Origin of the sequence: Ectopseudomonas alcaliphila, assembly GCF_900101755.1 — a bacterium.
Taxonomy (GTDB): Bacteria; Pseudomonadota; Gammaproteobacteria; order Pseudomonadales; family Pseudomonadaceae; genus Aquipseudomonas; species Aquipseudomonas alcaliphila.
Genome location: NZ_FNAE01000002.1, coordinates 562,777 through 576,470, shown reverse-complemented (window position 1 = coordinate 576,470; position 13,694 = coordinate 562,777). Strand labels below are relative to the sequence as shown.

General features: G+C 64.2%; 9 protein-coding genes. 5 read left to right on the top strand and 4 right to left on the bottom strand.

Going from position 1 to position 13,694, the window contains the following annotated elements; translation table 11 throughout:
* Positions 1-30: 30 nt before the first annotated feature.
* Positions 31-1,524: a YifB family Mg chelatase-like AAA ATPase gene (locus BLR77_RS11390; protein WP_074677806.1), complete on the top strand. Its 1,494-nt coding sequence runs from the start codon at positions 31-33 to the stop codon at positions 1,522-1,524.
* Position 1,525: 1 nt separating this feature from the next.
* On the opposite strand, the gene BLR77_RS11385 is transcribed toward BLR77_RS11390, so the two are convergent.
* Both BLR77_RS11385 and BLR77_RS11380 read right to left on the bottom strand, forming a co-directional pair.
* Positions 1,526-3,502: a methyl-accepting chemotaxis protein gene (locus BLR77_RS11385; RefSeq protein WP_074677804.1), complete on the bottom strand. Its 1,977-nt coding sequence runs from the start codon at positions 3,500-3,502 to the stop codon at positions 1,526-1,528.
* Positions 3,503-3,675: 173 nt separating this feature from the next.
* On the bottom strand, positions 3,676-4,596 hold the full coding sequence (locus BLR77_RS11380) for a LysR substrate-binding domain-containing protein (protein WP_074677802.1): 921 nt from the start codon (positions 4,594-4,596) through the stop codon (positions 3,676-3,678).
* Between the two features lie 139 nt (positions 4,597-4,735).
* Here BLR77_RS11380 and BLR77_RS11375 point away from each other — a divergent pair, with 139 nt between their 5' ends.
* Entirely contained in the window at positions 4,736-6,121 is a 1,386-nt protein-coding gene (locus BLR77_RS11375) for a NorM family multidrug efflux MATE transporter (protein ID WP_074677800.1), read from the top strand.
* A 59-nt stretch (positions 6,122-6,180) separates the two neighbouring features.
* Here BLR77_RS11375 and BLR77_RS11370 read toward each other — a convergent pair whose 3' ends face one another.
* Positions 6,181-7,848 carry a putative bifunctional diguanylate cyclase/phosphodiesterase gene (locus tag BLR77_RS11370; protein ID WP_074677798.1) on the bottom strand — a complete coding sequence of 556 codons (1,668 nt, stop codon included), beginning with the start codon at positions 7,846-7,848 and terminating at the stop codon, positions 6,181-6,183.
* A 284-nt stretch (positions 7,849-8,132) separates the two neighbouring features.
* On the opposite strand from BLR77_RS11370, the gene rep reads away from it, so the two are divergent.
* From rep to BLR77_RS11355, 3 genes are all read left to right on the top strand, one after another.
* Positions 8,133-10,142 (top strand): DNA helicase Rep, encoded by a 2,010-nt coding sequence (rep, locus tag BLR77_RS11365; RefSeq protein ID WP_074677796.1) that lies wholly within the window; start codon positions 8,133-8,135, stop codon positions 10,140-10,142.
* A gap of 141 nt (positions 10,143-10,283) precedes the next feature.
* Positions 10,284-10,766: a UPF0158 family protein gene (locus BLR77_RS11360; protein WP_074677794.1), complete on the top strand. Its 483-nt coding sequence runs from the start codon at positions 10,284-10,286 to the stop codon at positions 10,764-10,766.
* Positions 10,767-10,932: 166 nt separating this feature from the next.
* A complete protein-coding gene (locus BLR77_RS11355; RefSeq protein ID WP_072423583.1) occupies positions 10,933-11,505 on the top strand; it encodes a xanthine phosphoribosyltransferase in 573 nt (190 codons plus the stop codon).
* On the opposite strand, the gene BLR77_RS11350 is transcribed toward BLR77_RS11355, so the two are convergent.
* A complete protein-coding gene (locus tag BLR77_RS11350) occupies positions 11,502-13,634 on the bottom strand; it encodes an acetyl-CoA hydrolase/transferase C-terminal domain-containing protein (protein ID WP_074677792.1) in 2,133 nt (710 codons plus the stop codon). The genes BLR77_RS11355 and BLR77_RS11350 overlap by 4 nt on opposite strands.
* Positions 13,635-13,694 lie beyond the last annotated feature (60 nt).

Below are 13,694 nucleotides of genomic sequence, written 5' to 3'. Positions count from 1 at the left end.
CACTGCACCCCACTTGATCAAGGAGTGATCATGTCCCTGGCCATCGTTCACAGCCGTGCCCAGGTCGGCGTCGAAGCACCGGCCGTCACCGTAGAGGCGCACCTGGCTAACGGCCTTCCGTCTCTGACTCTGGTAGGACTACCGGAAACCGCAGTCAAGGAGAGCAAGGATCGCGTACGCAGCGCCATCCTCAATGCCGCCTTCGAATTCCCCAGCAAACGCATCACTTTGAACCTCGCGCCTGCCGATTTGCCGAAAGACGGCGGCCGCTTCGATCTCGCCATCGCCCTGGGGATTCTCGCAGCCAGCGGCCAGGTACCGGCTCAATCCCTGGATGAATGCGAATGCCTGGGCGAACTGGCGCTGTCCGGCGCGGTGCGTCCCGTGCAGGGCGTATTGCCGGCCGCCCTGGCCGCGCGCGCAGCCGGACGCACCCTCTTGGTGCCGCAGGCCAATGCCGAAGAAGCCAGCCTGGCATCGGGGCTGAAGGTAATCGCCGTGGAACATCTGCTGCAGATCGCCGCGCACCTCAACGGCAGTGCACCTCTCGAACCCTATGCAGCGCAGGGCCTGCTCAGGCAGAGCCTGCCCTACCCGGATCTGGCCGAAGTGCAGGGCCAGTTGGCCGCCAAGCGGGCGTTGCTGGTGGCCGCCGCTGGATCGCACAACCTGTTGCTCAGCGGCCCACCCGGTACCGGCAAGACGCTGCTGGCCAGCCGCCTGCCCGGCTTGCTGCCGCCGCTGGACGAGAGCGAGGCGCTGCAGGTCGCCGCCATCCATTCGGTAGCCAGCCATCTGCCGCTGCAGCACTGGCCGCAGCGACCCTTTCGCACACCGCACCACAGCGCCTCCGGGCCAGCATTGGTGGGAGGCGGCAGTCGCCCGCAGCCTGGCGAAATAACCTTGGCCCATATGGGCATCCTGTTCCTCGATGAGCTGCCGGAATTCGATAGAAAAGTACTGGAAGTGCTGCGCGAACCGCTGGAAAGCGGCCATATCGTCATTGCCCGGGCGCGGGACAAGGTGCGTTTTCCCGCGCGCTTTCAGCTCGTGGCCGCCATGAACCCCTGCCCTTGCGGCTATCTGGGCGACCCGAGCAACCGCTGTCGTTGCACACCGGAGCAGATCCAGCGCTACCGCGCCAAGCTGTCCGGGCCACTGCTGGATCGCATCGACCTGCACCTGACGGTCGCCCGCGAAACGACGATGTTGAACGCCCCAGCGCAAGATGGCGAAAGCACGGCACAGGCAGCAGCGAAGGTCGCACGGGCTCGTGAGCGACAACTGCAACGCCAAGGGGTGGCCAATGCCTTTCTCGACTTGCCCGGCCTGCGTCAGCACTGCGCACTGAGCGGCGCGGATCGTCAGTGGCTGGAAAGCGCCTGCGAACGGCTCGGCCTGTCGCTACGTGCCGCGCACCGGGTGCTCAAGGTGGCGCGCACGCTGGCAGACCTGGCGGAGCAGCAGCAGATCAGCCGAGAACATCTGGCCGAAGCGCTACAGTATCGCCCCGCCGCAGGATGAATCAGCGGAAGCGCTCGACTTCCTGACGCAACTGAGCGGCAAGGCGATCCAGCTCGCGTGCGGTATCGGCCAAGTTGGCCACCACTTCACGCTGCTCGCCATTGGCCTGGGCGATGCTCTGCAGGTTGGAACTGAGCACTGTCGCGGTGCTGCTCTGCTCGCTGGTAGCGGTGGTGATGGCGGCGAACTGCTCTCCGGCCTCGGCGCTCTGCTCACTGATCTGCGCCAGTGCCGCAGCCACCTTGGCGTTACGTTCCAGGCCATCCTGCATCAGCTGTCGGCCGTGCTCCATGGTGGCGATGGCGCTGCTGGTCTCGCTCTGGATGCTGCCGATCATCGTGGAAATCTCGTTGGTCGCCTCGCGGGTACGGCCGGCCAGGTTGCGCACCTCGTCGGCGACAACGGCAAAACCGCGGCCCTGCTCGCCGGCCCTCGCTGCTTCGATGGCAGCGTTTAGCGCCAGCAGGTTGGTCTGGTCGGCGATCGCGGTGATGACGCTGACGATACCGCCGATCTCCTGGGAGCGCTGGCCCAGGCCATTGATCACCTTGGAGGTCTGCTCAAGGGCTTCGGCGATCTGCACCAGCGCTTCGGAGGCTTGATCCATCGAGGTGCGCCCGATGCGGGTCTGCTGGGCGTTATCACTGGCCAGACGCTCGGTGCTGCGCATGTTGTCGGCGATGTTCTGCGAGGTGGCGCTGAATTCCTCCACCGCGCCGGCCATGCTGCTGATCTCGCCGGATTGCTGATCGATCCCCTGATAGGCGTCGCGCGACAGCGTGGACATTGCCTGCGAGCGCGCACTGACATCCTGTGCAGCGCTGCGAATGCCCGCCACCATGCTCGCCAGCGCTTCGCCCATGCGGTTGAAGCTGCGCGCCAGCTCGCCAATTTCGTCATCGCTCGATTGCGCCATACGCGCGCCGAGATCACCGGCACCGAGTGCCTGCGCCTGCTGTACCAGATCGCCCAGCGGGCGCAGTTTGCGGCGCAGCAGCCAGACCACGGCAATGACCGCCAGCAGCAGCGTCAGTGCGCTACCAATGGCCAGCTGGGTACCGACACGCCAGGTAACGGCCTGAATTTCCTCGCGCGGCATGCTCGCCAGCACCATCCATGGGCCGCCAGAGAAGGGCATGGCAACGCTGTAGAACTCGTCCCGGCCATCGCTCCAGAAGCCGCCTTTGCCGCTATTGGCGACCAGCGTGCTCAGCGATTCGGGCAGACTGCTCATCGCCACTGCACCGGCCGGCGGCACCAGCCACTTGCCCTGCTCGTCGAGCAGCGCCAGCGACCCGGTGCTACCAATACGGAAATCGGTGAGGTTGCGCATTTGCAGGTTCTGCGCATCGGTGTAATCGAAACCGACGAACAGCACCGCGATCACCCGCCCGCCGGCATCGCGCACCGGGGTGTACTGAGTCATGTAGTAGCGATCGAACAGCAGCGCACGGCCGACATAGCTCTGCCCCGCCAGCAGTCGCTGATAGGCCGGATGCTGATGATCTAGCACGGTGCCAAGCGCACGGCTACCATCCTGCTTGGTCAGCGAAGTGGTGATGCGCACGAACTCTTCACCGTCGCGGACGAACACCGTGGCAACGCCTGCGGTCATGCGGGTGAAGTCGTCGACCTCGCTGAAGTCATTGTTGAGCCGGGTCGCGCCCAGATACAGGGCCGGGGTCTGCAGACTACCGACCGTGACACGCTCGTCGTTGCGCACCTGCAAACCACTGCTGAAGCGCTGCTCGAAGAGCCCGGCCAGGCGCTGCGTGCTGTCACGCAGACTGCCATGAAAGGTGGCCAGCTGATCGGCCAACAGGCGCGCCTCACTGCCCAGATGCTCGGCGCGGGTCACCAGGTTGGCGTTGTTCAGCGAGCGCAGGGCGAACAGTGTGCTGATACTGATTAGTAACACCAGTATCAGCGCCAGGGCGACGGCCAACTGCAGGGCAATGCGGGAGCGAGAAGGGTTCATGCAGGGCTCTCTGGGCGTGATGCCACAACGGCGGGGCGACGGGAATGAGACAAAGGACGATGTTGTCGTACGACTTTAGTCGTAGTGCGCAAGGATACTTGACAGTTGAAGTTGGTCAATAAGCAGATGCCGAATGGCCATCATATTTTGTCAAAATGCCTAAAAGTCCCGTTCTAGAGGGCTCTCTGCACATCAGGCAGACGCATCTCCGCCACCTCTTCCAGCAGGTAATCGCGCAGTCGACGCAGACGTGCCTGCGCGCGATGGCCACGCGGCCACACCAAATAGTAGCTTTCGCCGCTGAATACCGCCGTCGGCCAGGGCACACCGAGCCGACCGGCGTTCACGTCCTCGGCCACCATCAGCAGGTCGCCGATGGACACGCCATAGCCGCGCGCCGCCGCAACGATGCCCAATTCGAGCATGTCAAAGAGCTGACCGGTCTTCAGCGGCACCTGTTCGATCAGGCCTGTAGCCTGCAACCAGCGCCGCCAGTCGCGGCGATCCGGCGTCGGGTGCAACTGCTCCGCCGCCCGCAGCCGCGCCAGTGACCAGGGGCCGGCCTCAGAGTCGGCGGCAGCGCACACCGGAATCAGCCACTCCTCGAATAGCAGCACGCTCTCCCACTCATCTGGAAACTGGCCATCGGACAGCAGCACGGCGCAATCGAAGGGCTCATGGCGAAAGTCGACCTTGTCCACATCCATCCAGGCGCTGGTGAGCTGCACTTCGCTGTCCGGGTTGGCCAGGCGAAAGTGCGACAGGCGCGCCAGCAGCCAGCGCATGGTCAGGGTCGATGGCGCCTTCAGACGCAGCACCGCGTCGTCGACGCGCAGGGTAGCGCTGGCACGCTCCAGCGCATCGAAGCCCTCACTCAGCCCCGGTAGCAGGGCACGGGCCGGATCGGTCAGTTGCAGGCTGCGGCCGCGGCGCTCGAACAGGCGGCAGGCGAAGTAGTCCTCAAGCGTGCGGATATGCCGACTCACCGCGCTCTGGGTGATCGCCAGCTCTTCGGCGGCGCGGGTGAAGGAGGCATGCCGCGCTGCGGCCTCGAAGGCGCGCAGGGCGTACAGCGGAGGCAGACGACGCGTCACTGCATCGAACCATGAGTTTTAATCATGCCTGACATGGCTATTTTCCTTTTGTGAGCAATCGACAAGGACCACAGAATAGCGGTCATTGCTCATCCCCCGACAGCCTGGGGATGCTTATCCTGCCGAAGTTTTACTCATCATGAAGAAGTCCCTTGGTCACGAACTGGGTGCGCTGCTGCGCCTGGCCGGCCCGCTGATCTCCGCACAGCTGGCCCACGCGCTGATGATTTTCACCGACACCCTGATGATGGCCATGCTCGGCCCTCAGCAGTTGGCAGGTGGCGCGCTGGGCGCCACCTGCTATTTCATCTTCTCGATCTTCTGCACCGGGGTGATCGCCGCAGTGGGCAGCCTGGTCGCCATTCGCCATGGCGCGGGCGATCCGCCGGGCATCACGCGCCTGATCCAGAACGGCCTGTGGCTGGCCATGCTGTTGGGCATCGTCAGCGCGCTGTGCCTGAACAGCCTGGGCCCGCTGCTGCCGCATCTGGGTCAGGACCCGAGCGCGGCCAGCCAGGCCATGGATTTCCTGCGCCCGCTGTCGCTGGCGCTGCCTGGCTACCTGTGCTTCATGGCGCTGCGCGGCTTCACCAGTGCCATTGGTCATCCCGGCCCGGTGATGGCCATCAGCATCGTCGGTACCGTCGCCAACTTCGTCATCAACTATGCGCTGATCAAGGGCTGGTTCGGCCTGCCCAGCCTGGGCCTGAGCGGCATCGGCATGACCACTGCGCTGGTCAGCAGCGCCATGGCACTGGCATTGGCGCTGTACATCCTGCTCTCGCCGACCTATCACCGCTACAAACTGCGGGGCGGTCTGGGCCGCCCACAACGGGCGGAAATGCGCGCCCTGCTGAGCCTGGGCCTGCCCATTGGCGGTACCTACGCCGCCGAGCAAGGGCTGTTCACCTTCGCCACCCTGTGCATGGGCGCGCTGGGCAGCGTGCAGCTGGCGGCGCATCAGATCGCCATGCAGACAGTGGCGCTGGCGTTCATCGTGCCGCAAGGGCTGTCCTATGCAGTGACGTTCCGCGTCGGCCTGCATTACGGCGCCAGGCACCTGCACCTGTCGCGCCTCAGCGGCCATCTGGGCATGGCCCTGGGGGCGGCGTTGATGCTGCTGTTCGCCCTGCTGTTCTGGCTGCTGCCGGAGTGGATCATCGGCCTGTTCCTTGACCGTCACGACCCGGCGTTCGCCGATATCGTCACCCTCGCGGTCAGTCTGCTGGCGATTGCCGCCTGGTTCGAGCTGTTCGATGGCTTGCAGAGCATCGCCATGGGCGCGATCCGCGGACTGAACGACGGGCGCACCACCCTAGTGATCGGTCTGACCGGTTACTGGTGCGTGGGCGCGCCGCTGGCCTGGCTGCTGGCCTTCGTCCTTGGCTGGGGCGCGCAGGGCGTATGGTGGGGCCTGGCTGCCGGTCTGGCAGTCACGGCAAGCGGTCTGGTACTGGGCTTCCAGTGGAAGACCGCGCGCCTGCAGCGGCCGAACAGGATAGAGGGCGAGGTCTGTCTGTCGTAGCCCGGATGCAATCCGGGGAATGCCCGGCACACGGCCTCGGATTGCATCCGGGCTACGGGTTACGACCCGGCGAGCAGCGGCTGGCGCAGGCCGAACACCAGAAAGCGTGCCAGCTCCGCCAGAGGTATGGCCTTGCTGATCAGGTAACCCTGTACCTGATCGCAGCCATACTGGCGCAGCATGTCGAGCTGCTCGATGTTCTCCACCCCTTCGGCCACCACCTCGAGATTGAGGTTGTGCGCCAGATTGATCATCGCCCGCACCAGTTGGCGATTCTCGGCGCGCTCGCCCATGCCGCCGACGAAACTGCGGTCGATCTTCAGCAGAGTGATCGGCAGGCTGTTGAGATGAACGAAGGATGAAAAGCCGGTACCGAAGTCGTCCAGCGAGAAACGCACGCCGAGTCGCCCCAGGGCCAGCATGGTCTGCTGCACCTGATCGCTGCGGCGCATCACCGCGGTTTCGGTCAGCTCGAACTCCAGCCACTGCGCATCGACCCCGCGCTCTTCGATCAGGCGACTGAGGGTCGGCAGCAACTGGCTGTCCTGAAACTGGCGGAACGACAGATTGACCGCCATGTGCAGCGCCGGCAGACCGCGCCCGCGCAACCACTGCATGTCGCGCAAGGCACGGGAGATGACCCAGTAGCCGAGCGGCACGATCAGCCCGGTTTCCTCGGCCAGCGGCACGAATTCATTGGGCGACAGCAACCCGCGCTCGTCGTGCTGCCAGCGCACCAGTGCCTCCAGGCCAACGATACGTCCGCTCTTCAGGCACAGCCGGGGCTGGTAGTGCAGCTCCAGTTCGTCACGACGTAGAGCGCGGCGCAGCTCGCCTTCGAGATCGGCCTGGCTGCGCGCGCTGCGGTTCAGGCGCTCGTCGTAGACGTGAAACACGCAGCCCTGCTGGCTCTTGGCCTGTTGCATGGCGATATGCGCGTGCCACAACAGCGGGTCAGCGCCTTCGCCGGCACGCGCATGGGCCAGGCCCAGGCTGCAACCGATCAGCAGACTCTCACCGTCCACCCAGTAAGGCTCACCCAACACCTCGGTAACGCGCTCGGCCAGGCGCTCCACGCGCTGCGGATCGCGGCGTGCATCGAGCAACAGGGCAAATTCGTCGCTACCCAGGCGCGCGATCTGATCGCAGGGCTGCAGCAGCCCCTTGAGTCGCGCCACCACCTGCAGAATCAGGCGATCTCCAGCCTGATAGCCGAGGGCATCGTTGGCGTGGCGGAAGTTGTCTAGATCGAGGTGGCCAAGCACCAGGCCACGGCCGCCGCACTCGGCCAGGCGAGCGGCGAGCAGGGTTTGGAAACCCTGGCGATTGGCGATGCCGGTCAAGGGGTCCTGCTCGGCCAGGCGCTGCAGGGTGTGCTTGAGATTGCCCTGTTCGCGCACGTAGCGCAGGCAGCGGCGCAGTATGTCGAGGTTGAGGCTGCCGCGCACCAGCCAGTCGCTGACGCCGACGGGCTCTTCGACCGGCTCCTCGTCGAGCAGCAGGACGATGGGCAAGGGGCACTGCTGGGGTTCGGGAAGGCGAGCCGGGGTGCTCAGCAGCAGACCGCTGGCATGATCATCGAACAGGTTGCTGGCCGCTTCCCAGGACGGTGCGGTAATCAGCGGGGATGGGCTGCCCAGGGCGCTCAGCTGCTCGCGCAACAATTCGGCCCAGTCCGGCGTTTCCGCCAGCAGGACCAACCGCAAGGGTTCGACGAGCGTGGACAAGCAACCTCCCCCAATTACCACAAGAATGATGGCGAATCGCGTCGCCTGAACGCGTCGCCTGAACGCGTCGTAATCGACGTCTAATCAACCACATCCGTGTGAAAGGTAGTGCACATCCTGAGGTATAGCCAAAAAACCGGCAAGTGACACCAGAGTACTGCAATCGGCTGAATAACCAAGCGTGACGCCCCTTAAATACGTGCGCCAGCCCACAGTTCCGGACGGTCGCGGCAGAAGGCGTCAGGCCTGTTAAAATGCGCGGCCCTTTTTCTGCGAACGATCCCATGTCCCGACTGAACCCCCGGCAACAAGAGGCCGTGAACTATGTCGGCGGCCCACTTCTGGTGCTCGCCGGTGCCGGTTCCGGCAAGACCAGCGTGATCACGCGCAAGATCGCCCACCTGGTGCAGAACTGCGGCATTCGCGCCCAGCACATCGTCGCCATGACCTTCACCAACAAGGCCGCGCGCGAGATGAAGGAGCGCGTCGGAACCCTGCTCAAGGGCAGCGAAGCGCGCGGCCTGACCGTGTCCACCTTCCACAACCTGGGCATGAACATCATTCGCAAGGAATACGCGCGCCTGGGCTACAAGCCCGGCTTCTCGATCTTCGATGACGGCGACATCAAGGCCCTGCTCAGCGACATCATGCAGAAGGAGTATTCCGGCGACGACGGCGCCGATGAGGTGAAGAACCTTATCGACAGCTGGAAGAACGACCTGATCCTGCCCGACGAAGCCCTGGCCAATGCGCGCAATCCGAAGGAGCAGACCGCCGCCATCGTCTACCTGCACTACCAGCGCACGCTCAAGGCGTACAACGCGGTGGACTTCAACGACCTGATCCTGCTGCCGGTCAAACTCTTCCAGGAGCACGCCGACATCCTGGAGAAGTGGCAGAACCGCATCCGTTACCTGCTGGTCGACGAATACCAGGACACCAACGCCAGCCAGTACCTGCTGGTGAAGATGCTGGTGGGCATGCGCAACCAGTTCACCGTGGTCGGCGACGACGACCAGTCGATCTACGCCTGGCGTGGCGCGCGCCCGGAAAACCTGATGCTGCTCAAAGAGGACTATCCGTCCCTGAAAGTGGTGATGCTGGAGCAGAACTACCGCTCCACCAGCCGCATCTTGAAATGCGCCAACGTGCTGATCGCCAACAACCCGCACGTGTTCGAGAAGCAGCTGTGGAGCGAGATGGGCATGGGCGACGAGATCCGCGTGATCCGCACCCGTAACGAAGACGCCGAGTGCGAACGGGTGGCCCTGGAAATCCTCACCGAGCATCTGCGCACCCAGCGCCCCTACAGCGAGTTCGCCATCCTCTATCGCGGCAACTACCAGGCCAAGCTGATGGAGCTGAAGCTGCAGCATCACCAGATTCCCTATCGCCTGTCCGGCGGCACCAGCTTCTTCGCCCGCCAGGAGGTGAAGGACCTGATGAGTTATTTCCGCCTGCTGGTCAACCCGGACGACGACAACGCCTTCCTGCGGGTGATCAACGTGCCGCGCCGCGAGATCGGCTCGACCACGCTGGAAAAGCTCGGCAACTACGCCAACGAGCGCAAGATCAGCATGTACGCCGCAGCCGGCGAGATCGGCCTCGGCGAACACCTCGACGCACGCTTCACCGAACGCCTGCAGCGCTTCACCCGCTGGATGGATCGCGTGCGCCAGGAGTGCGCGCAGAACGATCCGATTGCCGCGATTCGCAGCATGGTCATGGACATCGACTACGAAAACTGGCTGCGGCAGAACGCCTCCAGCGACAAGGTGGCCGACGCGCGCATGGGCAACGTCTGGTTCCTCGTCGACGCGCTGAAGAGCACGCTGGAGCGCGACGAAGACGGCGACATGACCATCGAAGACGCCATCGGCAAGCTGGTGCTGCGCGACATGCTCGAACGCCAGCAGGAAGAGGAAGAAGGCGCCGAGGGCGTGCAGATGATGACCATGCACGCCTCCAAGGGCCTGGAGTTTCCGTCGGTGTACATCATCGGCTTCGAGGAGGAGATCCTGCCCCACCGTTCCAGCATCGAGGCCGACACCATCGAGGAAGAGCGGCGCCTGGCCTACGTCGGCATCACCCGCGCCAAACGCAACCTGGCGCTGACCTTCGCCGCCAAGCGCAAGCAGTATGGCGAGGTGATCGACTGCTCGCCGAGCCGCTTCCTCGATGAACTGCCGCCGGAAGACCTGGTGTGGGAAGGGCTGGAAGAGGCACCCGTGGAGGTCAAGGCGGCACGCGGCAACGACGCCCTGGCCAATATGCGGGCGATGCTCAAGCGCTGAACGCTGGTCGGTGGGCTGAAGCCCACCCTACGCTTGAGTGGAGTAGGGTGGGCTTCAGCCCACCACTTCAATGCCACTGGCACCCTCGTCATATTTGCCAGTCAGAAAGAAGATGCCGTTCAGACACAGGGGGTTGGAACCATGCGCACATTCACGCTCGACCTCGATGCCCTGATTCAACTGATCAATGGCCGTGAGCAGCAGGAAAACTGGCTGGATCTGGAGAGCGGCAAGGTTCTGACCCTGCCTGCGGAAGACCCGTACAGCGACGAGCGCCAGCAAGTGGAGCTCGATCCGGATCGCTACATCCAGATACCCAACCTCGACGTGCCACAGCGCGTGGCCATGCGTGAGTCCTTCCTGTTCACCCTCGACGATCTGCACGCCCACCCACTGCTCAGCGCCGCGCTGACCGGCCGCAGGCCGCTGCGCGCGTTCGACTACGAGATCGAATCCTTTCCGGCGATTCGTGAACAGTGGCAGGCCTACGAACTCAAGCAACTGCGCGAGTACACGCTTAACTGGCTCTACGAGCTGGGTCTGGAACCCGCACCGGACAAGCTGCCGCTGGATACGCGTGGCATTCCCAGGGACATTTTGCGGCGGCTGACCAAGAGCGCCTGAGCGGAGCTCGCCCCCGGATTGCATCCGGGCTACAGCTGGCCGCGGCTCACAACCTGTCTAACCGGTCAATTGACCACGACCGTCGGGCAGCCTTAGGTATCACTACACATTGCAGGGCATTTTGAGCGAAAATCCGCAGCTTTTCTGCTCAACCAGAGGATCGACCGTGGAGTCGTTGAAACAGAAGATTCGCAGCGAAGGCATCGTGCTGTCCGAACATGTACTCAAGGTGGACGCCTTTCTCAACCACCAGATCGATCCGCGCCTGATGCAGGAGATCGGCCACGAGTTCGCCCAGCGTTTCGCCGGCCAGGGCATCACCAAGATCGTCACCATCGAGGCCTCGGGCATCGCCCCGGCAGTGATGGCCGGCCTGGAACTGGGCATTCCGGTGATCTTCGCGCGCAAGTTCCAGTCGCTGACGCTCAAGGACGACCTGCTGATCTCCAAGGTGTTCTCCTTCACCAAGCAGACCGAAAGCACCATCGCCATCTCCGCCCGTCACCTGACCGCAGCGGACCGCGTACTGGTGATCGACGACTTCCTCGCCAACGGTCACGCCGCCAAGGCGCTGATCGACCTGATCCAGCAGGCCGGCGCACAGATTGCCGGCATCGGCATCGTCATCGAGAAATCCTTCCAGGACGGCCGCAACCTGCTGGAGAGCGAAGGCTACCGCGTCGAATCGCTGGCCCGTGTTGCAGCGCTGGAGAACGGCCAGGTGCGCTTCCTCGATTAAGGCCCGCGAGTAGCTTGCAGCCCCGCCAGCAGCAAACGCTGGTAGAGGGCTTCACGCACGCCGTCCGGCGCCTCCAGACTCATGCGCCGCAGATGCTCGGGGTAGGCCGCAGGCTCGGGCGCATCGAGCGTGGCCTTGCCCAGGTCCAGCACCTCGGTCAGGCGCAGCTTGCTCTTGAGCCAGCTCAGCGCCCGCACCAGATCCTGCTCCACCGCGCTGAAGTCGCTGCCCAGTGGATATTCGGCGAACAACTGTGAATGCTCTGCGCGCAGCGCCTCCAGGCGTTCGGGCAGGTTGTTGCAAAAGCGCTCATCGAGCCGGAAATCCGCCGGCAGCTTGCCGGCCTGCTGCGCCTGCTCGATCAATTCGTTCTGGAAACGCGAATCGCTGATCTTGAGCAGTGCCTCAATCACCTGCGCGTCGGTCTTGCCGCGTAGGTCGGCGATGCCATATTCGGTCACCACGATATCGCGCAGGTGCCGAGGGATGGTGGCGTGGCCATATTCCCAGACGATGTTCGAACTCACCTCGCCGCCTGACTCGCGCCAACTGCGCAGCAGCAGGATCGAGCGGGCATCCTCCAGCGCATGGGCCTGGGCCACGAAGTTGTATTGCCCGCCGACCCCGCTGAGCACACGACCATCTTCCAGTTGATCGGCCACCCCCGCGCCGAGCAGGGTCATGGTGAATACCGTATTGATGAAGCGTGCATCACGGCGCTGCAGACGCTTGAGCTCCTCCTGACCGTAAAGCTCGTTGATGTAACGGATGCCAGTCATGGCGAAGCGCTCGCGAGCGGCGTCTTCCAGCTCGCGCAAACGCTGGTAGAAGGTCTCCGGGCCGAGGAAGAAACCACCGTGCAGCACTACGCCGCCCTGCGCGCGGGCGAGGCAGGATTGCAGGCGAGCCTGCGTCTGGGGATCACCGAGATCCGCAGCGACGCGGCTACCATCAGGCCACTGCAGCTCGTCCTCCTCCAGGCGCATATCGCCCCGCAGCAGGCCGCTATCGCGCAGCCAGGCCAGATCGCTCGGCTGCAACTTCGGCGGCAGCCCCGCGTCGACCAACGCCTGAACGCTGTGTGGCTGCCCGTGCTCATCCAGCGCCCCACTACAGGCCAGACGCTGCAGGCGTAGATCCGGGTAGACCCGGCGCCGTAGCAAGCCGGCCTCGGCCAATTCCAGCAAGCCGTTGACGAACATTTCGCTGCAGCCATAGAGCCCATGCTCGAGCGGCTCAAGGCCACCACTGGCGGCAATCTCGCGCGCCCAATCATCAGCACGCAGCGCCTGTAGCAGCGCGCGATACTGGGCATTGTCGTCCTGCCTGGCGATAAGCGCCGACGCCAAGGCATCGCCCATCGAGCCGATACCGATCTGCAGGGTGCCGCCGTCACGCACCAGCGTGCTGGCAAGCAGACCGATGCAATGATCCTGCAGGGTCACCGGCATGTTCGGCGTGGAGAACAGCGTGGTGCGCTCGTCCTCGCCGATATGGATATCGAAGGTATCGCGCGGCACCTGGGCATCGCCAGCCATATAGGGCAGGTCACTGTGAATCTGGGCGACGCTGAGCACGGTCTCGCCAGCCTCACGGCGCTTGTCCAGCAGCGGCAGCAGATCGAGGGTGATGTCAGGGTTGCAGCTCAGGCTGAAATGCTCGGGCCGCGCGGCGTCGACGGCGACCAGTTGGGCGACCAGATTCAGGCCCTTGGCATTGAGGTCACGGGCGACATGGCTGTAGTTGCTGCTGATGTAGTCCTGCTGCGCCGGCTCGCAGTCGAGCAGGCTGCCCGGCTGGAAGAAGAACTGCTCGACACGCACGTTGGCCGGCAGGTTGCCGCTGTGCAGGTCGGCGAGAAAATCCAGCTCGGGATAATCGCCGTAGACCCGGTCGACGAAGGGTTCGAGAAAGCGCTGCTGCAAGTCCTGGCCGGCACGCGGACGCGCCAGGCACAGCGCGGTGTAGATGGTCAGTTGCCGCTCGGGCATACCCCGCACCCGTGCATACAACGCGTTGACCCAGCGATTGGGCTTGCCCAGACCAAGGGGTAAACCCAGATGAATCGGCCCGGTGATCGCGCTCAGCACGCGCTCGACGGCTTGTTCGAGGGTACAGGTGTGCGGCATCTGACGCTCCTCGCGACATCCATGACGAATGCTGCTTGGACTACGAAGCCGCCGGCATGG

Bases quoted from the DNA above. Each gene is read 5' to 3' on its own strand.
- BLR77_RS11350 (WP_074677792.1), bottom strand. From the start codon at position 13,634: ATGCCGCACACCTGTACCCTCGAACAAGCCGTCGAGCGCGTGCTGAGC.
- BLR77_RS11390 (WP_074677806.1), top strand. From the start codon at position 31: ATGTCCCTGGCCATCGTTCACAGCCGTGCCCAGGTCGGCGTCGAAGCA.
- BLR77_RS11385 (WP_074677804.1), bottom strand. From the start codon at position 3,502: ATGAACCCTTCTCGCTCCCGCATTGCCCTGCAGTTGGCCGTCGCCCTG.
- BLR77_RS11375 (WP_074677800.1), top strand. From the start codon at position 4,736: ATGAAGAAGTCCCTTGGTCACGAACTGGGTGCGCTGCTGCGCCTGGCC.
- BLR77_RS11360 (WP_074677794.1), top strand. From the start codon at position 10,284: ATGCGCACATTCACGCTCGACCTCGATGCCCTGATTCAACTGATCAAT.
- rep (WP_074677796.1), top strand. From the start codon at position 8,133: ATGTCCCGACTGAACCCCCGGCAACAAGAGGCCGTGAACTATGTCGGC.